The sequence below is a fragment of the Tepidanaerobacter sp. EBM-38 genome, from assembly GCA_001896545.1.
In the GTDB taxonomy this organism is placed as follows: Bacteria; Bacillota; Thermosediminibacteria; order Thermosediminibacterales; family Tepidanaerobacteraceae; genus Tepidanaerobacter.
In genome coordinates, this window is record MPOT01000037.1 from 1 (window position 1) to 26,612 (window position 26,612).

General features: G+C 38.9%; 29 protein-coding genes and 1 riboswitch. Of the genes, 7 read left to right on the plus strand and 22 right to left on the minus strand.

All coding sequences use genetic code 11. The features are described 5' to 3' along the window. The first annotated feature begins 132 nt into the window (after positions 1–132). On the plus strand, positions 133–300 hold the full coding sequence (locus tag BUC45_RS03875) for a hypothetical protein (protein WP_013779590.1): 168 nt from the start codon (positions 133–135) through the stop codon (positions 298–300). A gap of 408 nt (positions 301–708) precedes the next feature. Here BUC45_RS03875 and BUC45_RS03880 read toward each other — a convergent pair whose 3' ends face one another. From BUC45_RS03880 to BUC45_RS03910, 7 genes are all read right to left on the minus strand, one after another. Beyond that, complete coding sequence (locus BUC45_RS03880; protein ID WP_296970482.1) at positions 709–2,088, minus strand: PTS fructose transporter subunit IIC; 1,380 nt, start codon at positions 2,086–2,088, stop codon at positions 709–711. A 134-nt stretch (positions 2,089–2,222) separates the two neighbouring features. Next, positions 2,223–2,663, minus strand: a complete 441-nt coding sequence (locus BUC45_RS03885) for a PTS sugar transporter subunit IIA (protein ID WP_296970484.1) — start codon at positions 2,661–2,663, stop codon at positions 2,223–2,225. Further along, positions 2,664–3,605 (minus strand): 1-phosphofructokinase, encoded by a 942-nt coding sequence (gene pfkB, locus BUC45_RS03890; protein WP_296970486.1) that lies wholly within the window; start codon positions 3,603–3,605, stop codon positions 2,664–2,666. A 21-nt stretch (positions 3,606–3,626) separates the two neighbouring features. Further along, a complete protein-coding gene (locus BUC45_RS03895; protein ID WP_013779595.1) occupies positions 3,627–4,391 on the minus strand; it encodes a DeoR/GlpR family DNA-binding transcription regulator in 765 nt (254 codons plus the stop codon). A gap of 505 nt (positions 4,392–4,896) precedes the next feature. Beyond that, positions 4,897–6,459 carry a hydroxylamine reductase gene (hcp, locus tag BUC45_RS03900; RefSeq protein WP_296970489.1) on the minus strand — a complete coding sequence of 521 codons (1,563 nt, stop codon included), beginning with the start codon at positions 6,457–6,459 and terminating at the stop codon, positions 4,897–4,899. Between the two features lie 22 nt (positions 6,460–6,481). Beyond that, the gene (locus BUC45_RS03905) at positions 6,482–6,805 is read right to left on the minus strand and encodes a cupin domain-containing protein (RefSeq protein ID WP_296970491.1); all 324 of its coding nucleotides are present in this window, start codon (positions 6,803–6,805) and stop codon (positions 6,482–6,484) included. Between the two features lie 89 nt (positions 6,806–6,894). Next, positions 6,895–7,623, minus strand: coding sequence for a 4Fe-4S binding protein (locus tag BUC45_RS03910; RefSeq protein WP_296970493.1), 729 nt, complete (start codon positions 7,621–7,623; stop codon positions 6,895–6,897). A 126-nt stretch (positions 7,624–7,749) separates the two neighbouring features. On the opposite strand from BUC45_RS03910, the gene BUC45_RS03915 reads away from it, so the two are divergent. Continuing rightward, positions 7,750–8,418, plus strand: coding sequence for a Crp/Fnr family transcriptional regulator (locus BUC45_RS03915; protein WP_015295982.1), 669 nt, complete (start codon positions 7,750–7,752; stop codon positions 8,416–8,418). A gap of 107 nt (positions 8,419–8,525) precedes the next feature. Here the strand turns inward: BUC45_RS03915 and BUC45_RS03920 are convergent, their stop codons facing one another. The 6 genes from BUC45_RS03920 to BUC45_RS03945 form a co-directional block, all read right to left on the minus strand. Continuing rightward, entirely contained in the window at positions 8,526–8,870 is a 345-nt protein-coding gene (locus BUC45_RS03920; RefSeq protein ID WP_013779600.1) for a hypothetical protein, read from the minus strand. Then, the gene (locus BUC45_RS03925) at positions 8,863–9,372 is read right to left on the minus strand and encodes a DUF6036 family nucleotidyltransferase (protein ID WP_013779601.1); all 510 of its coding nucleotides are present in this window, start codon (positions 9,370–9,372) and stop codon (positions 8,863–8,865) included. The genes BUC45_RS03920 and BUC45_RS03925 overlap by 8 nt, the downstream gene beginning before the upstream one ends. A 112-nt stretch (positions 9,373–9,484) precedes the next feature. Then, a complete protein-coding gene (rlmH, locus tag BUC45_RS03930) occupies positions 9,485–9,964 on the minus strand; it encodes a 23S rRNA (pseudouridine(1915)-N(3))-methyltransferase RlmH (RefSeq protein ID WP_296970495.1) in 480 nt (159 codons plus the stop codon). 389 nt (positions 9,965–10,353) lie between these two features. Beyond that, entirely contained in the window at positions 10,354–10,656 is a 303-nt protein-coding gene (locus BUC45_RS03935) for an AzlD domain-containing protein (protein ID WP_296970497.1), read from the minus strand. After that, positions 10,649–11,359, minus strand: a complete 711-nt coding sequence (locus BUC45_RS03940; protein ID WP_296970525.1) for an AzlC family ABC transporter permease — start codon at positions 11,357–11,359, stop codon at positions 10,649–10,651. Before BUC45_RS03940 ends, BUC45_RS03935 begins: the two co-directional genes overlap by 8 nt. A 193-nt stretch (positions 11,360–11,552) precedes the next feature. Continuing rightward, positions 11,553–12,092, minus strand: coding sequence for an HdeD family acid-resistance protein (locus BUC45_RS03945; RefSeq protein WP_296970499.1), 540 nt, complete (start codon positions 12,090–12,092; stop codon positions 11,553–11,555). 478 nt (positions 12,093–12,570) lie between these two features. Then, positions 12,571–12,688, plus strand: a riboswitch (SAM riboswitch). A 108-nt stretch (positions 12,689–12,796) separates the two neighbouring features. Between BUC45_RS03945 and BUC45_RS03950 the strand changes: the two genes are divergently transcribed. From BUC45_RS03950 to BUC45_RS03970, 5 genes are all read left to right on the plus strand, one after another. Then, positions 12,797–13,978, plus strand: coding sequence for a homocysteine biosynthesis protein (locus BUC45_RS03950; protein ID WP_213973935.1), 1,182 nt, complete (start codon positions 12,797–12,799; stop codon positions 13,976–13,978). Further along, a complete protein-coding gene (locus BUC45_RS03955; protein ID WP_213973930.1) occupies positions 13,971–14,207 on the plus strand; it encodes a 4Fe-4S dicluster domain-containing protein in 237 nt (78 codons plus the stop codon). The genes BUC45_RS03950 and BUC45_RS03955 overlap by 8 nt, the downstream gene beginning before the upstream one ends. 22 nt (positions 14,208–14,229) lie before the next feature. Further along, on the plus strand, positions 14,230–14,952 hold the full coding sequence (locus BUC45_RS03960; protein WP_213973929.1) for a UPF0280 family protein: 723 nt from the start codon (positions 14,230–14,232) through the stop codon (positions 14,950–14,952). Positions 14,953–15,052: 100 nt separating this feature from the next. Beyond that, positions 15,053–15,724 (plus strand): Vitamin B12 dependent methionine synthase activation protein, encoded by a 672-nt coding sequence (locus BUC45_RS03965; protein WP_213973928.1) that lies wholly within the window; start codon positions 15,053–15,055, stop codon positions 15,722–15,724. After that, on the plus strand, positions 15,717–18,098 hold the full coding sequence (locus BUC45_RS03970) for a homocysteine S-methyltransferase family protein (protein WP_296970501.1): 2,382 nt from the start codon (positions 15,717–15,719) through the stop codon (positions 18,096–18,098). The genes BUC45_RS03965 and BUC45_RS03970 overlap by 8 nt, the downstream gene beginning before the upstream one ends. On the opposite strand, the gene BUC45_RS03975 is transcribed toward BUC45_RS03970, so the two are convergent. The 9 genes from BUC45_RS03975 to BUC45_RS04015 form a co-directional block, all read right to left on the minus strand. After that, entirely contained in the window at positions 18,085–18,834 is a 750-nt protein-coding gene (locus tag BUC45_RS03975) for an amino acid ABC transporter ATP-binding protein (protein ID WP_013779614.1), read from the minus strand. The genes BUC45_RS03970 and BUC45_RS03975 overlap by 14 nt on opposite strands. 12 nt (positions 18,835–18,846) lie before the next feature. Continuing rightward, a complete protein-coding gene (locus BUC45_RS03980; RefSeq protein WP_296970503.1) occupies positions 18,847–19,491 on the minus strand; it encodes an amino acid ABC transporter permease in 645 nt (214 codons plus the stop codon). 137 nt (positions 19,492–19,628) lie between these two features. Next, positions 19,629–20,483, minus strand: coding sequence for an amino acid ABC transporter substrate-binding protein (locus BUC45_RS03985; RefSeq protein ID WP_296970504.1), 855 nt, complete (start codon positions 20,481–20,483; stop codon positions 19,629–19,631). 108 nt (positions 20,484–20,591) lie between these two features. Continuing rightward, entirely contained in the window at positions 20,592–20,717 is a 126-nt protein-coding gene (locus BUC45_RS03990) for a hypothetical protein (RefSeq protein WP_296970506.1), read from the minus strand. Positions 20,718–20,760: 43 nt separating this feature from the next. Continuing rightward, the gene (locus BUC45_RS03995) at positions 20,761–21,909 is read right to left on the minus strand and encodes a DUF362 domain-containing protein (protein WP_296970508.1); all 1,149 of its coding nucleotides are present in this window, start codon (positions 21,907–21,909) and stop codon (positions 20,761–20,763) included. 224 nt (positions 21,910–22,133) lie between these two features. Further along, positions 22,134–22,985 (minus strand): two-component system regulatory protein YycI, encoded by an 852-nt coding sequence (gene yycI / locus BUC45_RS04000; RefSeq protein WP_276792745.1) that lies wholly within the window; start codon positions 22,983–22,985, stop codon positions 22,134–22,136. Positions 22,986–22,990: 5 nt separating this feature from the next. After that, positions 22,991–24,265 (minus strand): two-component system activity regulator YycH, encoded by a 1,275-nt coding sequence (gene yycH, locus BUC45_RS04005; RefSeq protein ID WP_296970510.1) that lies wholly within the window; start codon positions 24,263–24,265, stop codon positions 22,991–22,993. 15 nt (positions 24,266–24,280) lie between these two features. Further along, a complete protein-coding gene (locus tag BUC45_RS04010; protein WP_296970511.1) occupies positions 24,281–24,694 on the minus strand; it encodes a hypothetical protein in 414 nt (137 codons plus the stop codon). Positions 24,695–24,833: 139 nt separating this feature from the next. After that, positions 24,834–26,606, minus strand: coding sequence for an ATP-binding protein (locus BUC45_RS04015; RefSeq protein ID WP_296970513.1), 1,773 nt, complete (start codon positions 26,604–26,606; stop codon positions 24,834–24,836). Positions 26,607–26,612 lie beyond the last annotated feature (6 nt).

Consider the following 26,612-nt stretch of genomic DNA (forward strand, 5'->3'; position numbering starts at 1 on the left):
GATGACTAAACAATACCATATATGTGAATGTGTTGCCACTTTAATATCGATAACGAAAAAAAGTCTTTTAAGCCATCGCGTTAGCGATTTTGTTCAATATAGTTAAGGATAATAGTAAAAAAGGTGATAGCTATGAAGGATATAGAACAAATAATCAAAGAAGTAAATGGAACTATGGTTATAGAAGGAATGCATTTAAGAGAAGACGATAAAGAGAGAATTAGGATATGTCTATCTAATAAAGTCAGTTTTGAGAAAATGAAGAAAAGAATTATTGAAAAACATACTGTGAAGGTATAGGTATGGCATTATGAGTGAGAATTATGATTATAGTTATGAGTGGGATATAAAATATTGTTATCTAAATTCCTTTGTATTAAGAAATAAGTTTAATATTACAAATAACGAAGAACTCAATATCGCTGAAATAGAATATACATCTTTGTCTATAGCGGAAATAAACCACTTGGTTAAACCAAGTGGTTTTACAAATTTATACAGATGATTTGAAACTAAATTTTCATTAGATATATTTTTACTAAATAAACCGTATCAAAAATATATGGTTATCAAAAATATTTTCCCATTACAGCAAACGATTTATCGACATTTTTGGATTTCCCTCTGTCACATATGAATTGCTAATGTGTAGGGGCGGTCATTGACCGCCTGCAGCGCGGATGATTGCAATTTATTCTAATTTAGTTATTATAAAGACGAGCTATTTTCTACAGGCTTTTTTAGTATTGAAAGCACCAGTGCTGAAACTATTGCGCCGATAGCTATGGAAAGAATGTAAAAGAACAAATTCGTTACTACATTCGGTATAAATAGTACCCAAATGCCTCCATGAGGAACGGCCAGAGCGCATCCAAAAAGCATTGAAAGGGCTCCTGTTACTGCCGAGCCTGCCATTATAGAAGGAATTACTCTTAATGGGTCTGCTGCTGCAAAGGGAATAGCACCTTCTGTTATAAAAGAAAGTCCTAGGACCCAGGCCGCTTTTCCTGCTTCTATTTCGGCAGCGGTAAACTTATTTTTGGCAATGACTGTTGCTAAGGCAAGCCCAAGGGGAGGCACCATGCCGGCAGCCATTACCGCCGCCATTATATGGGTAGGCTGTCCTGCTGCTATTGTAGCAGTGCCAAAGGCATATGCCGCTTTGTTTATAGGACCCCCCATGTCAAAAGCCATCATGCAGCCCAGCACTACACCTAAAAATACTGCGCTTGACCCTTGCAAGTTATTGAGCCAGGCTGACATGGCATCATTTATAGATTTTACCGGTCCGCCTAATACCAGCACCATCACGATACCCATAACCAATGTAGAAAGTACAGGCAGTACTAAAACCGGCATCAAGCCCTGCATTGATTTTGGCAATTTAATATATTTCTTTAAAAATGCCACTGTATAACCTGCAATTAACCCTGCTAGTAATGCACCTATAAAACCTGCGCCTAATTTATCTGCAAGCGCCCCGCCTACAAATCCGGGTACCAAACCCGGCCTGTCGCTTATGGAATAAGCAATATAACCGGCAAGCACCGGAACCATCAGCGAAAAAGCTAACTTTCCTGTCGAGAATATAATCTCTCCAAAGCTTCCCACATTTTCATAAACATATATGCCGCCAAAGGCAAATCCTAAAGCTATTAATATTCCGCCTGCCACTACAAAGGGTATCATGTATGACACACCTGTCATTAAATGCTTATAAAGACCTTTCCTTGATTCTTTTTCTTCGGCTTTTATCCTGCTGACTTCTTGCATTAAATCTGCTTTTGGTTTAGCTTTTAATGCTTTATTTATTAGTGTCTTTGGATCTTTGATTGCCTCACTCACAGAAGCTTCTATTACCGGAAGCCCTGTAAATCTGGATTTATCAACATTAGTATCTGCAGCAATAATAACCGCATCTGCCTGCCTTAAATCTTCTTCTGTTATAACGTTTTCAGCACCTACAGAACCCTGGGTTTCTACCTTTATTTCATGGCCAAGTTCCTTAGCTGCCATTTGCAGTGCTTCGGCAGCCATATAAGTGTGGGCTATGCCCGTCGGGCATGACGTAACAGCTACAATTTTCATATATAAGTCCTCCTTTTATATTTTATTAGTTCCATAAAGCCTTATGCTATCCTAGTAAAGCAAGTCAGCAGCAGCCTCCTATCTCATATTTAGTAAAATTACCAAAACCTAAATATTTGTCTTAGAATTTGATATTAAAATGCTTCTATGAAATCCTCAAAGCTTTGAGCCTTATAGAGTTTTTCCCTTACTTCATCATGCATCAGCCTCCTTGATATCTCGCTTAAAGCCTTAAGATGCACATCGTCAGATTCCTCCGGAACAGCTATAAGAAAGAACAGATGAGCCGGCTCGCCGTCCATGGAATTAAAATCAATACCCTTTTTGCTTTTACCAAAAACTATTGAAGCTTCTTTAACTGCGGTGCTTTTGCCATGGGGAATCGCGATTCCCATTCCTATACCTGTTGAAAACTCTTCTTCTCTCTTTAAAACGGCCTTTTTAAATTCTTCCCTGTCTGTTATCTTTCCGTCTTTGTATAAGATATCTATAAGTTCATCTATAACCTGGGCTTTATTTGTCGCTTTTAAATCAAAACTTATTCTTTCTTTTGAAAACATATCTCTTATTTCCATTTAGTGCTTTTCCTCCTTAATGAAAACATCATCCACCAATTCTTTAACCTGCTCTAAAGTGCATGCCTCGGTGCCTTCCAGCATTACAGTTGCTGCTCCACAAGCATTTGCAAATTTTAGCGTATATTCATCGCCAAAATCATTTATTAAACTATAAGCAAGAGCTGCTACCATTGAATCTCCTGCTCCTACTGTGCTTTTTACCGGCACTTTTAACCCGTCGCACTTGTATGCTCCGTTTCCCGTCACATATATTGCACCCCGTTCTCCTAAGGAAACAAGAACCTTTTTTATCCCGTATTCTACCAGTTCTTTTGCAGCCTCTATTATGGCTTCATCTGTGTCATCATCCAAATTCACGAGTTTTGCAAGTTCGTGTATATTAGGCTTTATCATATCAGGTTGTGCCTTGACTCCTTCTTTAAGCAGCTCTTCTTCCGCATCAAGTATTGTTATAGCTCGCTTTTCCTTGGCTATTTTAATAAGTTTTCCGTAAATATCAGAAGGCACGGATGGACTTACTCCCCCTGATAAAATTACTATGTCGCCATTCTTGCATGAATCTTCAAAAGTATCCATAAACCTTTCAAGCTCTGATTTTTTTATATCAGGACCTGCTTCATTTATATCTGTAAACGTGCCCTGCAGGGTATCTACTACTTTTGTGTTAGTCCTTGTATCCTCATCTATATGGGTAAAATTCGAGGAGATCTTCCGGCGTTTTAACTCTTGTAAAAAATAATCTTCCCAAATTCCACCCAAGAAGCCGAGGCATAAAGAATCTATATTGAAATTTTTCAGAACTTTCGAGACGTTAATTCCCTTGCCGCCGATATCGTATCTTGCCTTCGTTACTCTGTTTACAGTCCCTATCGTAAAATTATCGACATTAAGTGTTCTATCCAACGCCGGATTTAATGTTACTGTAATCACCATCTGCATCTGCTCACCCTTTCAATTAAATTAATCATTCATAATTATTATCTTGCCCCCGGCATCTTCAAATTCTTTTATCATTTCTTCGTCTAAATCTCCACTGGTTATAACGGCGGTTACTTCTCTAATACTGCTTATCACCGAAAAACAGACCTGGTTAAACTTAGAAGCATCTGCCACTATATATACCTTGTCCGCTGCCTCCATCATGGCTCTTTTGGTTTGAGCCTCTATAAAATTTGGCGTTGTAATACCTTCTTTTACGGAAATTCCGTTTGCTCCTATGAAAGCTTTGTCTACTCTAAAATTACATATAGTACTTTCAGCTATATGTCCTACCATGGCCCGCGTCTTTTTTCTTAGCGATCCTCCTGTAATCACAAGTTCGATGTCATCTCTTTCAGAAAGCTCAGAAGCTACATCAATGGAATTTGTTATAACTGTCAAATCTTTTGCTTCAAGACACCTTGCTATCCCTAGAGTAGTAGTGCCCGAATCCAAAATTATAGTGTCATTATCTTCTATTAAAGAAGCTGCAGTTTTTGCAATAATTGATTTTTCTTTTTGGCTTTTATCTTCCTTTTCTTTGAAAGTGGGTTCAAAAATCATTTTTTTCATTCCTACGGCTCCGCCATGGGTTCTTTTTAAAAGCTGTTTTTCTTCCATGTCCTGCAGGTCTCTTCTAATAGTAGACTCGGATACATCAAACATCTCTGCAAGTTCTTTTACTTTTATACTGCTGTTTTTTTCAAGGAGTTCAAAGATTTTCTGCTGTCTTTCTTCTGCAAACATGAAAACTCACTCTCGCTTTTCATTGTTTAATTGCTTATTTACTCTCTTTTATGCTCATTTATTCTTGTTTGATTAAATTATACACCGATTCTAAATTTAAATCAATAGTTTTTTGCTCATTTTTAAATATTTTTGCTTACTTTTTTGCATACTGCGTGCGGTATTTTTGTTTTAAAATAAGCAGATGTGGCCATTTTGTCATTCTAAACGTAGCGCAGCGTAACGAAAAATCCTAAGCTCTTTTGTCATTCTGTGTGAAGTAAAGAGGAATGAAGAATCTTGAGCTGCTTGAAGAAAGATTCTTCACTTCGTTCAGGATGACAAGTCGTTTTAACCTTTAAATAGTAACAAAAAATGAGCAAGCATCATTTAATGAGCGCTTTAATTTATTCTAGTCAGCAAAATAATAAATACCGAAACAACCGGGTGATTGATAAGTTGCCCGGTTGTTTCGGTATTTCATGATACTAATTTACGACATTAAACTTCACATGCGAAGGTCTTTTTATTTAATAATCGCTTTAAGGTCTTCCTCTGGAGTGCTTATTGGCTTCAGGTCAAATTTTTCCACAAGCACATCCAAAACATTTGATGAGAGAAATGCCGGAAGTGTAGGACCTAAATAGATATTTCTGATGCCGAGAGCAAGCAGTGTAAGCAATATGCATACAGCCTTTTGCTCATACCATGACAGTACAAGTGTCAGGGGAAGGTCATTTACACCACATCCAAATGCCTTTGCAAGGGCCGATGCTACTTGAATGGCAGAATATGCATCATTGCACTGACCCATATCTATAATGCGAGGCAAGCCGCCGATTTCGCCGATGTCTAAGTCATTGAAGCGGTATTTGCCACAGGCAAGTGTCAGTATTACCGTATCTTTTGGAGCTTTTTTCACAAATTCGGTATAGTAGTTTCTGCCGGGTCTTGCGCCATCACAGCCTCCTACAAGGAATATATGTTTTATAGCGCCTGATTTTACTGCATCTATGAGCTTGTCAGCTACTCCAAGGACTGCATTTCTTGCAAATCCAGTCATAAGTTCCGAGCCGCCGTTTATGCCTGTAAAATGCTTATCCTCATCATATCCGCCAAGTTCAAGGGCTTTTTGGATAACCGGCGAAAAATCTTTTACACCATCTATACCTTCCGCAATATGTTTCATTCCGGGATAACCTACAACAGATGTTGTAAATACCCTATCGGCATAGCTTGCCTTAGGCGACATCAGACAGTTTGTCGTAAAGAGAATTGGTGCGGGAACATTGTCAAACTCTTTTTGCTGATTTTGCCATGCTGTGCCAAAGTTACCCTTTAGGTGGGAATATTTTTTCAGCTCCGGATAGCCATGTGCCGGCAGCATTTCACCATGTGTGTATATATTTATACCCTTGTCCTTCGTCTGTTCAAGCAGCTGTTTAAGGTCCAGCAAATCATGACCTGTTATGATAATGAAAGGTCCTTTTTCTACATCCATTGTTACCTTTGTAGGCACTGGGTGACCATAAGCACTTGTATTAGCTTCATCAAGCAAGCCCATACATTTTAGATTTATATTGCCGAATTCCATTAAAAGTTCCAGCCACTCGTCTGCTGTATGCTGGCGGCCTAAAGCTCTCAGTCCTTTGTAAAACCATGATGTTACTTCTTTATCTTTTTTACCTAGGACATATGCGTGCCAAGCATATGCCGCCATGCCCCGCATCCCAAAAAGTAGTGTGGATCGCAGTGAAACAATATCTGTATCCTGTGTCCAAAGGTCTTTGACAGCGAAGTTTTCAGCTCCTCCCAGCTTTTCCTTTTCTTCTTCCACAAGTTTTATGAGTTCATCTATTCGCTTTGCATCAAAGTTAACATTTGTAACCGTAGCAAAAAGCCCTTTCATAACAAGCTCATCAGCCTCTTTGCTTGGGGCTTTGCCTTCTGCAGCACGGGCAAGCCCAATTAGTGCACAGGTTAATTCATCATGTTTTTCGGCTACATCGGGTTTTTTGCCGCAGATTCCCGATTTTACACATCCTTTTCCTCCAGCTGTCTGCTCACATTGAAAACAAAACATTGACATTTTATTACCTCCCAATTTTAAATTATTTTATAAACATCTTAGGGCTTGGAGCCTTAACCACAAAGAATTCCAATACTTCTTCATGATTGTTGCGCACATTCATCTTTGTTTTATATGGAATTGCTATGATGCTTCCTGCAGGATAGGTATGTTCATCCTGTGTGCCTAGCTGCAGCGAAATGCTGCCTCTTACTACAATCATGTACACATTTGAATTTGTATAGTGCTCGGGAAGTGCATCCCCTTTCAGAAGTATCATATGATTTATGTCTACATTATCGTCAGATACAACCCTTTCAATGGTTTTTGAATCTGCAAAAGTAAATTCATATCTTTTTTCTATCATAAAAATTCCCCCTGTATAATATATTTGGTTTTCAAAGTAGAAAATCTGTAAACCTCTATCTTTTTTTATATCTCATCCCTGTTCTAAATTCAGTCTTCGATAATATCCCCTTCTGTGCTTATGGTAGCAACATTCCAAGGGATCATCTTGCCGCTTGCGATAAGCGCTTCTCTTGCAGCATTTGCAATGCCATTGCAGCAGGGAACTTGCATTTTCAGCACTGTTATGCTTTTTATGTTGTTAAATTTTAGAATATCTGTGAGCTTATCTGTGTAATCGATATTATCAAGTTTTGGACAGCCGATTAGTGTAACCCTGTTTCTCATAAAGTCATTGTGGATAGAGGCGTAGGCATAAGCGGTGCAGTCAGCGGCTATAAGCAAATGAGCATCGGTAAGAAACGGCGCATTTGCCGGAACAAGCTTTAGCTGGCAGGGCCATTGGGCAAGCCGTGATTGTTCTTTTACAGCAGCATACCGGATCTTTTGATTATCTTCCTTATTTAGCATTTTTACGCTGCTGCCCGGGCATTCGCAGGGCAGTTTGTTTTCTGAGGCATCTTGTGTATTTTTGGCATTTTTTGCTATCATATTTTTCTTCACTGCTTCCTCATTATATGGCGCAGCTTCCATCTCCCTTATGGTAATTGCTCCTGTAGGACATTTTGGAAGACAGTCGCCTAATCCGTCGCAGTAAGACTCTGATATAAGCTTTGCTTTTCCGTCTATAAGCCGGAGTGCCCCTTCATGACAGGCATTTACACAAAGACCGCAGCCATTGCATTTTTCTTCATCTATGGTAACAATTTTTCTTTTCATCATATTCACCTTCTTTTAATTACATATTGTATGTTCAACTATATAGTAGTAAAATAAAGACAATATTTCGGTAGCTGTGGCTACAAAAAGTGGGTGATTTATATTTTTGATGTAAAAGCAAGCGTTTTGCCTGAAACTCTTTTGTTTGAAGGAATAGAAAAAGATGATTTAGCTCTCATGCTGGACTGTCTTGAGCCGAGGATATGTGACTACAAAAAGGATGAGTTCATCACTATGGCGGGAGATGCTTTTGAGTCAGTGGGGATATTGCTGAAGGGCAAAGCCGCAGTTATAAAAGAAACTTTTGCAGGAAATCGAGTGGTTATTGCAATTTTGCAGCCGGGGGATATGTTTGGAGAGATGGTGGTATTTTCAAAAAATCCCGTTTGGCCTTCAACAGTTATAGCTCAGGAAGATTGCATGGTGTTTTTTCTTTCAGGCAACAAGATAACAGGCCAATGTGACAAGGTGTGCCCCTGGCATAAAACCCTTATACTCAATATGCTCAAGATTGTATCTGAACGGGCTTTGGTGCTCAATAAGAAGGTTGAATATCTGACAATTAAAAGTATGAGGGGTAAAATAAGTGCCTTTTTGATGGAGCAATATAAAAAAACGGGTAAAACCACATTTGTTTTACCCATGAATCGAAACGACATGGCAGATTTTTTAAATGTATCGCGACCATCTATGTCCCGGGAAATGAGCCGCATGAAGGATGAGGGAATTATCGATTATCACCGCTCAGCAATTAAGATAAAGGACATCGAGGCTCTAAGACAGTATGCAGAATAAGGACAAATTTGTTCTGGATTTACATCAAGATCATCAAGTCTTCTCTCGAGATTGCGTAATGCACAACATCATAATTAGAAAATTAGATTATTGTCACTTTACAATCCCTAATCCCAGTATGATAATTTCAAAAACATATTTACAATCTTTTGTAATTCAGAAAATTCTTCTTCACTTAATACACCATAATCCCTGCCATAAATACCCCTTGATTCCAAGCTCCATAAGAATGACTTAAAATTAGGATATTTATCAATATTTTTCTTTATTAAATATATAAAGTGCTCCAACTTCCGGTAGTTAATAGTGTTATTGTTTTTTTCCTCTTCATACAAGGATAAATCTAATATTAATTCTAGTGGTTTAGTAATTTTATATCTATAATCATCGGTATTATCAGGTAAAAAATCACTTTTATAATTTTCGTAGCTTTCGCATACTATTCTATACATCGTATCTCTCCCTAAATTCTGGCAATCTCTTTATAAATTGATTTTTTTTAGATTCATATAAATCATCCCTCGACAATACCTCGTCTATAATTTGATTTATTAAATCCTTGTCCGCCATATTCATAAGCTCATCTATATCTTCTATATCTTTTTGTTCCAATCTTATTATTTTGCTCACGATTATGTCTTCTGGTGATAATAAATACACATTTAAATATTTAAATTTGTTTAACTTCATTGCTCTTTCTTTGTACCTAGGTGATATAACAGTGCTTTCATATTCTAACATATCAAAGTCTCTTAATTGGACGAAAACCCTTCCTAATTTAGAAGGATAATTTAAATCTATAAAATCAAAATCTCGCGTAGCCCTGTTAGTATATTCACCTAATATGCAGGCAGCCCCTCCTAAAAAATATATATCAAATGGCTCAACATCAAAAGCAATAGCGACCTTTTCCATATCAAAAATTCTATCCTCTAATTGTTTCTTTAATTCCATAATTATCACCTTATATTAATATAGCAATGATATTATATCATATTATTTATTGCACATAATATAAATAATGCTGCATCGTGCAGCGGGCGGTCGATGACCGCCACTACGTCCGCTATTTATGGTAGGGTTCACCGTTTATTATTTTAAACCAGCGATAAATCTGTTCAAGCAGCATAAGCTTCATAAGTTGGTGTGGGAATGTAAGTTTTGAAAAGGAAAGGCAAAGGTCTGCCCTGGCTTTAACTTCAGGGGAAAGGCCAAGGGAGCCGCCGATGATAAATGTAATATGTGACTTGCCGTCTATCATAAGATCGCTTAACTTTTTAGCCATTTCTTCGGAAAAAAGCGCTCTGCCCTCGATACATAGGGCAACTACAAAAGATGAGGGGTTTAGTTTTTGAAGTATGCTATTTCCTTCACGCTCTAACACCTGAGCCTTTTCTTTTTCGCTTAAGTTTTCCGGAGCCTTCTGCTCTATAGCTTCGATAATGCGCAATTTGCAGTAAGGCGTAAGTCTTTTTTTATATTCCTTTATACCGTCTAATATATATTTTTCTTTTATCTTGCCTACGCAAATAATATCTATATTCATTAGCACATCCTTCACTTTCTGCAGGGAAAACCTCTGAAAAGAATCTTCTATCAAACCAGCCTTTAAGATTCTTCGTTTCGCTGCGCTTCACTCAAAATGACAGGAATTGGTATCATTCTAAGCACTAGCACCCATATCATCCTACCGATAGTGCTAGTGTAACCTTAATCAATAGTGCCAATGTCATCATACCGATAGTGCACAATGTTATCTCAGCGATATTGCCCCATGTCATCCTGAACGAAGTGAAGGATCTTTCTTTAAGCAGCTAAAGATTCTTCATTGCGCTTTGCTCCATTCAAAATGACAGAACCCAGGGATTTTTTTGAGGTTTTCAGGGCACATGGGCTTTAAAATTTATGCTTTTGTAGTTTAGATCTTACTGGATTTCACAGTAAAAGCTGGCAAATGTAAGCTGCCAAAATGCCGCCGATGGCAACTTTTATCATCTCTTGATTATGATATGCCAAAAACAGGGCAAAAGCACCGCCCAATACTGATGCTAGGATATTCCCCGTGGAATATAGTATGCCGGGAAATGTCATCGCTCCCAATACTGCATAAGGCATGTAGTATAAAAATGATTTGACAAATTTGGATTTTAGTTTTCCTTTAATTAGTATTATTGGAAGGACTCTTATCATATAGGTCACAAGAGCCATGACTATTAATGCAGGATATACATTACTCATATTCATCTTCCTCTCTAGGGAATATAACAGCACCGATTGACGATGCTACAATAGTTGCAATAATGATAACCCACCCTGTAGAGAGCGAATTTATATAAGGAATCCATGTAAAAGCCGAACTTATAGTTATTGCCGTCAAAGCAACTACCAGCGCTGCTTTAGACTCCTTTGCCGCAGGGACTACTATGGCAATAAACATGCAGTAAAGTGCTATGCCCATGGCACTTTGCAGCGTAGGCGGCAGCAGTGAAGATGTCAGAGCTCCCATAGCCGTACCTAAAGCCCATCCGATGTAGGGTATCGTAATAAGGCCTGCCATGTATGATGAAGTAAGCTCGCCAGGCTGCACAGCAGATATTGCAAAGATTTCATCTGTTATTCCAAAAGCCAAAATGTATTTTTTAAAGTCGGGTATCTTGTTTGATAGTTTCTGGGACAGGGATATTGACATGAGCATATAGCGCAAATTGACTATAAAGGTCGTCAATGCAATTTCTATAAGTGATGCACCCTCTATAATTAAATTCATACCTGCAAATTGACCTGCCGATGTTAAATTTGTCATAGAGATTAAGATAGCAGCTACAACCGGTATGCCGCCCTTTACCGCCATAAGGCCAAAAGTAAATGAAACCGGTATATATCCTAAGGCTATTGGTATTCCATGCTTTAATCCTTTGTAAAAATCATCCTTTGTATGCATCTTCAATCATTGCAACCTTCCTCTTTTTTAGTTTATACAATCGTACGTTAATAAGTATAATAAAAATATAATAATATAGTCAACCTTTTTTAGTCTATAAACTTATTTTGGGATATGTTTATTTATACGAGTTCGTCAGTTTGGGAAGGTTCATGTATTTTGAAGTAAAAAACCGCATTCGCTTACTCCATAATTACCACTTCAAAGCTCTTGAAATATAAATTATACCCAGTAAATTTACAGCACCACTTATAGTCAAGGCAATACCAATAAGTCTTGTCATAATAACACTTCCTGTAAAGGGATTAAAAACCAATAATATCCCTAATACCGCTGTTATCAGAGCAAAGCAAAGATGTACCCACCATTTTTCATGTTGCAGTCTTTTCAAGTTAATAGAAAGCTGCAATCTTAAAATGCTATCGATAATAATAACAATGCCAAGCATCAGGGGAAATGCAGAAACTACTGCTTTGGGAGCAATTAACATAAAAATCCCAAGCAAAATAAAGAAAAGCCCATAAACTAAATCAAAGCCAAGCATATCTTCATATGCAGCTTTCCTAAAAAAGCCGATTATTTTAATAATACCCGGAATCAGTATAATCGCACCAAACAGTCTGCAAATAGCTAGGACAGAAAACTCAGGCCTGGCAATCAGGATGATACCTAAGGTAATTAATAAAATTGACATAGCTATAATTGCTATTTTAGATTTTTTTATGTATTCCATATAATTTTGCCCTCCAATCCGTAAGTTGCTAGTGTTTTTGAAACTACATTTACAAAATAAACACCATCGATTTCTAGTTCATGGTATAGAACCGCAATTTCCTTTGCCGACTAAATCTACACTCCTAAGTTATATTACCCTGCAAGCACAAAGTTGCTCTATCCCATTTTATAAACCACCTCCCACTTGTGACATGGCATAGCCTCGTTTTTACTGCATCTGCTCTTGTATTTTAGTTTTAATAAAAAAATAGTTTTTGTATATTTTTTCGCGCTGCTCCATATAATAATTTAATATTACTACGATTTTAAAGATTTGTCTAAAACTTTTGCTCTTATTTCTAAAAACCTGCATGGCTCTTTGTTATTAAAACCTTTATGGAATTAATTTAACTTATAATGCAAAAATTTGAAATTGCTGTTGACAAATTATATCTTATGTTATAGACTAGTATCCAATAATCAAAATAAAAAATAAAATCTTATCCAGAGTAGCTGAGGGACGGGCCCTATGACGCTCGACAACCGGCATTTTCCATTAGAATGCATCGGTGTCAATTCCTGCAGGATAATTAATTTTATCCTGGAAGATAAGATTAACAGTTTGTTTATATTTCTTTTAAAGAAGCAACAAGCTGCTTTTCTTATCGAAAAGCAGCTTTTATTTTGTAAAATATTTTACGAGCCAAGGAGGCAGATTTGGCAATGGAAGTTAAAAAATCTTTTGAGGAAATTAATGAAAAAATCAAAAATGGGACTGCGGTTGTTGTTACTGCAGAGGAAATAATCGACATAGTAAAGGAGAAGGGGTTGGATGAGGCAACAAGTCATGTGGATGTTGTAACAACTGCAACTTTTAGCCCGATGTGCTCCTCAGGTGCATTTCTAAACTTCGGCCATGCAGACCCTCCCATCCGAATGACCAAGGTACTGCTGAACAATGTACCTGCACATGCTGGTCTTGCAGCAGTTGATGCATATATAGGTGCTACTGAAACTTCTTTTGACAGGGATATAGAATACGGCGGTGCTCACGTAATATGCGATTTGATAGCAGGCAAGAAGATACACTTACAGGCGACATCGCCCGGCACCGACTGCTACCCCAGAAAAAAAATCGACACTTATATTACAAAGGATTCCATTAATGAGGCGTATTTGTTCAACCCGAGAAATTGCTATCAGAATTATGATGCGGCTATAAATACTTCCGGCAGGACTTTATACACATATATGGGAGTCCTGCAGCCGAATATGGCCAACATTAACTACTCTACATCCGGCGAGCTGAGCCCATTGCTCAATGACCCATATCTTCGAACGATAGGAATGGGAACCAAAATCTTTCTTGCCGGCGCTCCCGGTTACGTAGCCTGGCAGGGGACTCAGTTCATAACCGAAGTAGAGCGAGGAAATAACGGCGTTCCGACTACATCTGCAGCCACATTGGCTGTTATCGGCGACCTAAAGCAGATGAGCTGTGATTACATTCAGCCGGCGGTTTTTGAAAAATACGGCACATCCATGTTTGTCGGCATAGGTATCCCGATACCGGTATTGGATAAAGACATGTTAATGAACTTAGCCGTTGAAAATAAAGATATATATACAAATATAGTAGATTATAGCGTTGGACGGCGCTCCAAGCCCAGCCTGGGCAAGGTAAATTATGCACAGTTAAGGAGCGGCATGGTTACACTTGAGGGCAAGCAAATACCTACTACGCCCTTATCCAGTCTAAGTAAAGCTCGTGCAATCGCTCAAGAACTGAAAAGGTGGATACTAACAGATAAATTTACGCTGCAGGAACCTTTCAAGCATTTTAATAAGGTCTCAAAGCTTAATACACTGGAAGAAGTAGGCAAAGGAGAGATTGATAATGAGTAAAAAAGCATATAAACAGCGAATATACATTGAAGCCGAAAAATGCGTAGAATGTGGTGCTTGTACGGCGGTTTGCGGTGCAAAGGCTCTACGCCTTGATAAAACCACATGGAAGCTTATATATAATGTTCAAAAATGCCAGGGCTGTATGCTGTGTGTAAGTGCATGCCCTTCGAGAGCCATAAAAAGCGACATTGAAGATTTGCCGTCTGCAGTTGCAGCAGCTTTATAAGGCTCTTAGCACAGGAGGTATTATGTATCAAAAGCGATTCTATCGAGATTATACTAAGGCGCAGGGCCTTGTAAAATTTAATGTCACTGAATATGAATCGGATTTAGAGATTATTTCTAAATCCGATTTAAAAAATGAGGCTTTATCTCAGCTAAAAAAATATAGAAATGAAATCACAAATTACATCAGCCTTTATCCTGAATTCATGACAAGCCTTGCTCCCATAAATCCTTCAGATGACGCCCCTGCCATAGTGAAACATATGTGCTTGGCTTCAAAAGCCGCCAATGTAGGTCCTATGGCCGCCGTCGCAGGTGCTATAAGTGAATATGTTGGCAAGGCCCTTGAAAAATATACCGATGAGCTAATCATTGAAAACGGCGGCGATATCTATATAAAAAGCAATCATGACAGGCATGTGCTTATATATGCAGGCAAATCACCGCTTTCCAATAAAATAGCCCTACTGATTCCCGGAAATGGCAACTCTATTGGAGTGTGCACATCCAGCGGCACCGTAGGTCATTCACTAAGTTTCGGCAAGGCCGATGCAGCAGTGGTGATTTCTCATGATACCCTCTTGGCCGATGCAACCGCTACCGCTGTGGGCAACAGGGTAAAGACTGCCGATGATATAGAGCAGGGTATTAATTTTGCAAAATCCATTCCGGGGATAGAGGGAGTTGTTATTATTATACAGGATAAATTGGGCATCTGGGGAAATATTACGCTTACAAGGCCATAGCATTAAATATGTTGCATCAAAAAAGCTATGCAAACAAAAGTGAAAAAATATTTTTAATATGATTTTAGGTCAAATTTAACCTAATCTCAAGGAGTTTCTTATGAATATTGATTATGATGAAGTATTGCATTATCTCGGTTATCATAATAATCACCGGCCTTATGAAAATACCGGGGAACTTATAACAGAATGTATCATCGAAATTAAAGGTATTGCACAAAAGCAGTACGTTTATGATATATTCGATACCGAACACAAAAATGGAAAAATATTACTTAAACAAAGCAATGTGACGCTTTACGGCCATGACATAGCACATCACTTAAAACATTCATCAAAGGCAGCCTTAATGGCTGTTACCCTAGGTCTGGAAGTCGATAAAAGAATTTCATTGTATTTAAGAATTAATCCTACAAAAGGCCTAATCCTTGATGCCTGTGCATCGGCTGCAGTTGAGGCATTATGTGATGAAGTGGAGGGCAAAATCCGGTTAAAAGCTGCAAGTGAAGGCCTTTATATTACCTCCAGATACAGCCCGGGTTACGGCGATTTGCCCCTTTGCCTTCAAGGCGATATAGCTGCGGCGTTGGATACCTATAGAAAAATCGGGCTTGCTGTTACCAAAGATTTTCTGCTTGCTCCCCGAAAATCCGTAATAGCGATTATAGGTGTGCAGCAAGTATTACCTGATAAAAGAGGATGCGGCAATAAGTGCAAGCTTTGTTCTGCTGTAAATTGTCAGTATAGAAAGGGTGAAAACTTTTTTGAGTAAGCAGATTGACTTTTCAAACTTTATAGTTTTTGACGGTGCAATGGGTACCATGCTTCAAACATATGGCCTTAAGGCAGGAGAACTTCCGGAAAGCTATAATATTTTGCACCCAGAGATTATTGAAAAAATTCACGGCGAATACCTGGATGCTGGTGCAGATGTGATTACTACGAATACATTTGGGGCAAACCGCATTAAGCTTAGTAAATATGGGTATGATGTCGGCGAAATCGTTAAAAGCGGCGTTAAAATAGCCTTAAAAGCTGCCGGAAAAAGGCTTGTTGCATTGGATGTTGGTCCTATCGGTCAGCTTATGAAACCCTATGGAACTTTATCTTTTGGCGAGGCATATGAGCTTTTCAGGGAGCAGGTAATTGCTGGCGCAGATGCAGGTGCAGATTTAATTTTAATAGAGACCATGTCAGATATTTATGAAATGAAGGCAGCTATTCTTGCAGCAAAAGAAAACTGCAATCTTCCTGTTGTAGCTACTATGACTTTCCAGCAGGATAAAAGGACTTTGACGGGAACTGACCCTCTGACTATGGTAAATGTAATTTGCGGACTTGGGGTAAATGCTTTAGGCATTAATTGCTCTTTAGGGCCTAAAGAGATTCTACCGCTAATTGAAGAAGTGCTGTCATACTCCAAAATCCCGGTTATAGCTCAGCCCAATGCCGGCATGCCGAAGATTATAGACGGAAAAACCGTATTTAATGTAGAACCCGATGAATTTGCCAGATATGCAAAAATCATGGCCGAAAAGGGTGTTACAATTCTTGGGGGCTGCTGCGGCACAAATCCGGAACATATAAGGGCATTAAGGCATGTGCTTGCGGGTCTTGAGCCTATAAAACGGCAAGTTGAACCGATAACGGCTGCAAGTTCATTTTCAAAGACGGTAATTATCGGTGAAGGCATAACCGTTATAGGCGAAAAGCTAAATCCTACCGGCAGAAAGCACCTTAAAGAGGCGTTGAAAAGCAATGATATGGAATATGTATTGCGGCAGGCTCTTGCACAGCAGGATGCAGGAGCACATATTCTCAATGTAAATGCAGGGCTGCCGGAAATAGATGAAAAGGCTGTAATGATAAATATCATCCGAGAACTGCAAAGTACAGTAAGTGTCCCCCTTCAGATTGACAGTACCGATAGTGATGTAATCGAAGCCGCCGTGCGAATATACAATGGTAAGCCCATTATTAATTCAGTAAATGGAAAGCTAAAGGTTATGGAGGAGATATTCCCTATAGCCAAAAAATACGGAGCCTGTGTTGTCGGCCTAACATTAGATGAAAATGGAATACCGGCAAAGGCAAAAGACAGATTTAAAATAGCCGAAAATATAGTTAAGACCGCCTCCAAATACGGTATAGCAAAGGAAGACTTGATTATTGATTGCCTCGTTATTGCAGCTTCCGCCCAGCAGGATGAAGTAAGGGAAATTATAAAGGCCACCAGATTGGTAAAAGAAAGGCTTGGAGTAAAAACTATTTTGGGTGTTAGCAATATCTCCTTTGGTTTGCCTAACAGAACACTGCTGAATCGCACATTCTTGGCTCTTGCGTTAGAAGCCGGACTGGATGCACCGATTATTGACCCTACTGATGAAGAAGTGATGGGAACTATAAATGCATTTAACGTGCTTTGGGGCTACGATAAGTATGCCAACAATTATATTGCTGCATATGCGCCTAAGGATAAAAAACCTGCTGTCAAAGCTTTCTCCGCTGCGGATGTGGCAGATATTGAGGATATAATCATAAACGGCTTAAAGGAAGAAGCTGCATCAAAGGTAAGAGCTATGCTCAAAACAATGAGTCCCACACAGATAATAGATGAACATTTGGTGCCTTCACTGGATATAGTAGGGCGCAAATACGAAGCGGGTGAGATTTTCCTTCCACAACTCATACAATCCGCTGAAACTGCCAAAAGGGCTTTTGAGGTTATAAAGCATCATATCATTGAAACAAATGGCGGGAAGGCTGAATTTAGCAAGGGGAAAATCATCCTTGCTACTGTGCGGGGAGATATTCATGATATAGGTAAAAATATCGTAAAAATTTTATTAGAAAATTATGGGTTTGAGGTTATTGATTTGGGAAAAGATGTACCGGAAGACGAGATTATCCATAGGATAAAACAGGACAATGTAAGCCTTGTAGGTTTAAGTGCTTTAATGACAACTACTGCTCAGAACATGGCACAAACAATAAAGGCAATAAGGGAAGCAGGCCTTGGATGTAAGATAATGGTAGGCGGTGCAGTTGTCAATGCCGAATTTGCAAAAAGCATCGGCGCTGACTATTATGGAAGGGATGCTCAGGAATCGGTGAGAATTGCCCAGGAGTTTTTTAGTCCATCATAACAAAACTTTTTATTCTTTCATTTTCAATATTATTAAAGAATTCTTCTTTACTTGACTCTTTTATAATCCGACCTTCATCCATGAATATAATTCGATGTGCAACTCGTTTTGCAAAATTCATATCATGGGTTATTATTAAAATGCCCATTCCGTCCCGGGCCAATTTTTCTATGATCAATGCGATGCCTTCCCTAAGCTCCGGGTCCAGAGCCGAAGTAGGCTCATCCAGACACATAATCTTTGGATTTAAGGCACATGCTCGTGCAATCGCTACCCTCTGCCTTTGTCCTCCTGAAAGTTCAAAAGGATAGGCATTGGCCTTATCGCCAAGATCCAGCATCTCTAAAAGCTCCATAGCCTTGTTTTCAGCCTCGCTTTTAGAAGCACCGAAAACATTTATCGGTGCTTCTATGATGTTCCCTAAAACCGACATATGTGGGAAAAGATTAAAGTTTTGAAAAACTAAGCCCAGTTTCTTTCTTATCTGCAGCATTTGTGCCGGTTTGGCATAAGTAGTGCTCCCGTTGTCATCTTTGCACAGATACATTCCGTCTACGATGATTGTTCCCCGATCGCATTTGACCAGATTGTTTATGCACCTTAAAAGGGTCGTTTTACCGACGCCGGATCGGCCTATTATTGCCAATATCTCATTTTGTCCCAATTGAAAGTTTATATCATTTAATACAGGTTTTCCCTTAAAGCTTTTATACAAGCCCTCTACGCTGAGTATCATAATTCTTTCCCCTTATTGAAAATATGAATATCTTTCTTCTAGTTTTTGGAAAACTGCCGTTAAAACCGCTGTTAAAGCCAAATAAAAGACTCCCACTACAATCAGCGGCACCAGGGAGGCATCGCGATTGGAGGCTATTTTCCCTGCCCGCAAAAGCTCTCCCAGGCCCACTACGTACACCAGTGATGTATCTTTTACAAGGGTTATTACCTCATTGGCCACTGACGGCAGCACTATCTTTATCATTTGCGGCAGGATAATTCTTGTAAAGGTCTTTGCAGGAGTAAAACCCAGCACCTTTGCCGCATCGTATTGACCTTTATCGATGGATTCAATGCCGCCTCTGAAGATTTCTCCGAAATACGCCGCATAATTTAGCACAAACGCCAGTATGGCAGCCGGAAACCTGTCAAAGGTTATTCCCACAATGGGTAATCCAAAAAATATAACTACTATTTGCAGCAGCAGCGGTGTTCCTCGCATGACCCAAATATAAAGCTCCACCAAAAATACCAGTGGCTTAATTTTTGACAGCCTGCCTAGGGCTACAAGGATTCCTAAAGGTATAGATATTACAAGCGTTAAGAAAAACACTTTTAAGGTTACCTCAAGCCCTGATAGCAGAGCAGGCAATAGTCTTAAGATATATTCAAACATAATGATTTCCCTTTACATATTACATTTTATACCGTTGTAGAATGTGATTTATTAAAGATAATTACATCATTTTGGATTTAGTCTGTAAAGATATTTGCACTTTTCTAGAGGGTTCTCTGAATTACAGAGCAAATCCATTACTTACCAAACCATTTTTCATATATTAAATCATAGCTTCCGTCTTTTCTCATATCGTCTAAAGTTTTATCAACCATTTCCAGCAGCTTTTTATCCTGCTTCCTAAAACCTATGCCGTATTCCTCGTCACCAAAATCTTCATCGAGAATTGTATACTTATCTGCACCTTTTTGCTTGATATAGTAGCGTGCCAAAACCTCATCGGCTACAACGGCATCAACCCTTTTAGCCTCCAAATCCATAAAGGCTTCATTGTTCGTATCAAATAATACCGGCTCACCACCGTCAAAGGACTTCACTAACTCAGGTTCGGTATTCATAGCATCTACAGCACTAGAACCGGTCTGTGCCGCTACCTTTTTACCGGCAAGATCGCTTTTACTTTTAACGTCAGAGCCTTCAAGGGTGACAATTACCTGCCTATTATCAAGGTATGGCTTTGTAAAGGCAACCTTCTCTTTTCTTTCCTCGGTAATTGTATATGCATTCCAAATCATGTCTATATTTCCCGCGTTTAATTCCGCTTCTTTCATTGTCCAGTCTATAGGCTGGAGAACCAATTCTAAATCATTCCGCTTAAAAACTTCCTGGGCCAAATCCACATCAAAACCCACGATTTTATTGTTTTCATCTCTAAAGCCCATGGGTGCAAATGTATCGTCAAGACCCATGACAACTTTACCCTTCGCTTTTATTTTTTCAAAGGAGTCTTCCTGTGCAGCAGGTTCTTGCTGAGCCGTTTCTTTCTCTAAAGCTTCTTGCTTAGCTGCCTCGTTTGAACAACCTACTAAGCTAATCATACCCAAAATTAAAACAAGCATCAAAATAACTGCTGTTTTCAAGCTCTTTCTCATTTTGTTTCCCCTTCCCCTTCGTCATATTTTTTATTTTCGAACAAGGTTTTTGCTTTACTACTTTAATATGATAAAGTGTAAGAATGCTTTTGTCAACCTTTTTTCATTTTACGCAGTTATCTTTGATGTAGTAATAAAAGTAGCTGCCAGTGCTCCAATAAGGGAGCTCAAGACAGCTACTGCCAGTATCTTCTTAATATCCGACCGGGGCCACCTGTTATTGTGCTTTTCCATAAAACACACCTACTTTCTATGGATTAGGCCCTGACCGGTTATACTATTCTCCTTCGCCCTCGCTTACATCTTTTTCCGTAATAGTAATCAACTCATATTCTTTAGTACCCATACCAAGCTTGCATGCAGCATCAATGTGAAGCTGGGCGTTTTTGCCGGTCACGGCCTTTAATATATTATCCCCTTTTTTCACATTTTTATCCGAAGCTTTGGATTGGGGCAAGGGTTCAGCACTGTTTATCATGTCTATGGCAGCTTGGTCGATAGCCACCGGGTCAAAAGACACTAAAACACCCTGATCCTGCACCAGTGGAGTATCAGCCATGGGCATACAATCACATTCGGGCTGAACTTCTGTGATAAAATTTATGTATAGGATTCTGCCTTTTTCAAATGTCGATACTACAGCATGTGCCGACTCAGCTAATCCTGCCTGAAAGCCCTCCTCGGTAATTGGAACAATCAGTGCCTTTGCTTCACATACTCGAGAGCAGCGGCCGCATTTTACACATATGGATTTATCTATAACTATACAGTCATTCATCAGCTTAATGGCACCGTGCGGACATACATCCACACATTGTCCGCAGCGTATACATTTGTCATCAAGCCAATTGAGATGCTTATTTTCTTCAAAATGTATCCGTCCTCTTTCAGCTTCGCCGCAGGTATCTTTACAGCTTATGCCGCCCATCCCTAGATTTTTAATGGCACCTCCAAATCCCGATCCCACATGCCCCTTACAATGAGATACTACAATCATTGCCGGTGCATGGTATATCGCCGAGGCAACTCCTATCTCTTTTAGAATCGGACCGCTTTTGACCTTTACCTGATCTTGGCCAAAGATGCCATCTGCTAAAATAACCGGTGCTCCTACAGATAGATGGTTTATACCTTCCATATTTGCCACATCTAAGTACTCCAGCCCTGGAATCCTCACAGTATCGGTAACAAACGGCTTGCCGCCTACTTCCTTTACCTTGTCCACGACTTTTTTCAAAAAAATCGGGCGCACAATGCGATGAGCTCCATAAGAGCCGAAGTGAGTCTTAACAGCAACATAATCTTTTTCATTGATAAATTCTTTAAAATCAATCATATTAAGTATCTGCTCAAACTTTGCCACAAAACTGTACTTAAAATCGTAGCTCTTTACCCTGGCATCCGCAAAATATATTTTTTTTGTCATTGTAAACCTCCTGCTTGAAATTATATATTTTTAACAAAAAATCCTCCAATCTTTCTTTATGCATTTTATCGACATTATGTTAGTATTTTCTATTTCCCGGGCAATAATTCGCCAAATATATTATGGAAATTAAAAAGAGTACACCAAAAAAGCAGCTAAGCTGCTTTTTTGGGGGAGCCGGGTCCTCTATGGTAACGGCTAATAGACCGATACCTTCGTTTTGCTCATTGTTCCATTTCACCTGTATAAGCATTTACATAATAAATATCACCGTCATTTAGCTCTATTTTCCACACCGGAGCCACCTGCCAGCGATTGGCATCATAAAGTTTAGAATAATATCCCTGCTGAACTCGAGTTATTGATATTTGATTTTCAGCCTGAACCTCATTAATAACCCTCATAATAGCTGTGAGAGGTGAAATAACACCTCGTTTTTTACCTATATAGCCTAAAGGCTTGAGCCAGCACTGATAATAGGTTTTAATTCCGGAAGGCGTAACAAGCATTGTTACATAGCTGTTATCTATGAAAAAATTGTCGTAGTAGCGGACATACTCTAATAAGTAACCTTGGCTTTTCTCGTCATAGGTAACCTTGTCTAGTACCGCATCTGCCGGCATACTACCATGATTTTTAATAAAATTTGCCGCTTCGTTTTCTGCTTGTTCTTTTGTAAGATTTGGCCATATTATTTGGTCCTCATTATTGAAATAAGTAATAAATCCGTTATCCGTAATTATAAGTTGCTGCTTTTCAAAAGTATAGATTCTCCCGTCTTGAGTCTTGTTAATTTGCGGCAGTGCTTTTTTTCCAAAAAAACTTTCTAAAGCCTTTTTTTCATCTACCTTTTGAAAACTCACTTCTAGCAAAGACTGAGGCCTTCCCTCTTTTAAATCATCTACCTTTAATATAACGCCTCTTTCCATTAAATACTGTTTGATTTCGAACTGTTGGCCTGAAGTAAGTTTAAATTCAGCCATGGGCTTTTCTTTAAACCATAAGTTAAATACCAAAAATACGTTAAGTATTATAAATGATGCAACAAGAATAGCAATCGCTTTTTTCCATTCCAAAAATATCACTCCGAAAGGTCCTGTATGATTACTTCCATATCTGCTGTTTTAATAACCCATACAGGTTTTAGCTTTTCTCCCTCAATCATGTATCCGGGGTATATATCATTTACAGTCTTTATATTTTTAGTGGATACTGCAGCATTTAATGCTTCCACAGGCGTCATAAGATCCCTTATTCCTTCTTGCTTTATGGACCAAGCTACATCTCTATAATAATTTTTTACCTGGTTTCCTTCAACAGCTATTACAATATAATCATCTGAATTTACAATCCTAAAGCCATTAACTCTGATTTTGAATCTAAAAATATACGTCGTTGAACCCTGTGATTCGCTTTTAGCTTCATATGAAGCTAGGTAACCACCTTCTGGCCATCCGCCGTGTGAAGCCACAAAATCTATTGCTGTTTTGAAAGCCTCATAAAGATTTTGAGTTTTACGCTGTTCTTGAGTAACAGGAAAATTATATTCAATTGATCCATCATCATAAATCCTAAGGCCCTGCTGACCATCAGTATATATTATAGTGCCGTCTCTTTCTTCAATTCTACGTGTCACAGAAAAGTCCATGAAAAATTCAGACGCCACTTGTTCTTCCAAAATCGTTTCCTTTTTTAAAGAATACATAGGAAGCTCATACGGCAACAGCGAAACATATACATCACCATTTACCTTGAGATTTACATCTGCCGTAAGGCTGGCAAACATGGGAGGACTCGAATCATTTATTTCCTTGATAAGGCCGGTAAGTTCAGCATCACTGTCACCTTTGCCTACTTTATAATAGCTTCCGTCACTGTCCGTCAAATAACATAAAAGCTCGCCATCGCTAACCAGTATAAATGAACGGATTAACTTCCCGTCTATTATCGATGTATCACCCGCACTAATATCAAAAAGTTGCTTTATGAAGGACGGCGGTAAAGGCGTAGGAAAGAAAACCTCCAAGCCTTTTTTATACGTAAAATACTCTTGCTTTATATTAGTCATTGGCTCCGGACTTATCGTCCACTGCGAAGCCAAAAGTTTTTTAGAAATAGCCCAGGTCTTATCATACAAGGGCGATGAAGGTTTTAAAATGGTGTTAAAAGAATTGCCTAAATAAACCAGAATTTTTTCAGGACTGACGGCGCTAATCGGGTCTATGTTTTTTTCATACTGCACCGTTCTTGCGGTTCCCAGATGCCCAGGAACCCTAGACCAGATGTTAAATGAAAGAAAAAGGCTGATGGCCACTAGCAGGATAAGAGTCCAGCCCAGGATAAAATCCCTTGACAATGGCAACACCGCCTTTTATTTAAGGATGAGAAATGACTTGAGAGTCTGTATTAGGGATCCAAGTTCCGGCAATTCTGATCCGCTTTCAAGTTGATATACCTTGCGCGAAACCGTTTCGGCTTCTCCTGACGGAAATGAGGCTTTTACAGTAATAATATTTTCTTTGGAAGAAATAGGTACTTGTGTTACAAAAATACCTGCAGCTCCCACCGAAAGTTCCTTTTCCTCCTTGCGCCCGTTTATGAGCACGATGACCTTGGAATTTGGCACGGTTTCACCGGAAATCAAGACTTTGTCTGCGGATGTCATATAGTTATCCTTAGGTTCAGTCAATTTTATAAAATTTTTAACTTCATCGGCCTTAGCCGAGGGAGAAAAAAGTATTAAGATAGCTAAAAACATTGCCAACACTGTTACGGTTTTTTTCATGCCAATCTCCCTTTCTGGAATAAAAAAACAAAAAGATACCGGCCTTGCTTTCCCTTTTCTATCTATCTGTCTATATTATAGTTTAAATGACTAACATTACAGAATTATTACAGACCGATTAAAAATAAGTTACATTTACTTAATTAGTTCTTACCAGCTGGCCTGATATGGCTGGAATTTGTATGATTACACTTGTGCCCTTACCAAGCTCACTACTTATGCTAATTTCACCGCCATGTGCTTGCACTATCTCTCTTGCGATTGAAAGGCCCAAGCCTGTTCCACCCATTTCCCTAGATCTGGTCTTATCCACTCTATAAAACCTTTCAAAAATTCGGGGAAGGTCTTCTTTTGGTATCCCAACACCCGTATCTTTAAAGGTTACTTTTACCATTTTTTCAGCATATTCAACATCAATATATATTGTACCACCTTCCGGGGTATATTTATAAGCATTGCTCAAGATATTTTGAAAGACTTGCTCAATTTTATCATTATCTGCAAAAACTTCCGGCAACTCTTCCGGTATATTGGCCTTTATCGTCTGACCTTTTCTTTTGATATTTACATCCATCTTTTTTATGACATTTTTCAGTATGGTGCTGACATCTATCGGTTTCATATTCCATTTTGTTTCCTTATTGTCAAGGCGTGAGAGTTCTAATAAATCATTTACTAGACGCGTCATCCGGTCGGCTTCATCATTTATAACGCTCATAAACTGCCGCGATATCTCAGCTTCTTCCAATGCCCCATCAAGAAGGGTTTCAGCATAGCTCTTAATGGTAGTAAGAGGCGTTCTAAGCTCGTGTGATACATTAGCCACAAATTCCTTGCGCATAGCTTCAAGTCGATGCTGTTTTGTTATATCTTGAAACACAAAGATATGCCCTACAATTCGGTTTTCTCGTCTTAACGGAGCATAGATGGATTTTAATATGGCATCCTTAGTTTTAATAAGAGTTTCACTATTGTCAAAATCATTACTTAAAAGCTGTTTCATATCAATATTTAATAACCTGTTAAGTTCCAAAGAAAAATTTTGACCGTTGATGCCTTCCTCCAGCGACAGCATCTGCCTTGCAACAGGGTTTATGTGTATTACTTGCCCTTCATCATTTAAGGCAATGACGCCATCGGCCATATTTATAAGGATTGCCTCCATTTTTTCTTTCTCATCAGATATCTCTTCCATGGTTTCCTTAAGGCGAGTAGTCAGGAAGTTGAACATGTTCGTCAGCTTTCCTATTTCATCGTCGGATTTGACCTCAATATGCTGGTCAAAATCTCCCTGTGCCAGTGAAGCAGCTCTTTTGGTAACTTCCTGAATAGGACCTGTTATGGTCTTTGACAGGGCAAATCCCACTAATCCTGTTACTGCAAGGCTTAACAGCGTAGCCGTAAGCAATATGGTTTTTGTGTTGGCAATAGTATCATATATGCTTTTCATAGATGAAATAAGATAAATAATACCTACTACCGTATCACCGCTTTTCACCGGATACGCACAGTACATATAAGGGATTTTACTTTTTGGATCAACTCGCATATCCTTTGACGGAGTTCCGAAAGAAGCCTGTGTTATTTCAGGAGTCAGGAGTCTGGTATTCTTTTGAAATCTCGTATCATCAGTAGATGTTATGATACTTGCAGAGCCGTCAAGAATAGCAATACCCATCTCTTGGCCAAACCCTTTAATAACATCGCTTATATCTTGCGGCTGAGGAACTGGAATCAAGTGTCTTTCAATATAGCCGGAAATTAGCTGTGCTTTACCATCAAGGGTATTGGCAAGAGTATCTATATGATCTTTCTCCAAAGACTGAACCATGAAAATTCCAACTACCTCCATGGCCAGTAGTATCAGCATAATGTATATAACGACCAGCTTCCACTGGATGCTCTTGAACATTCAGCA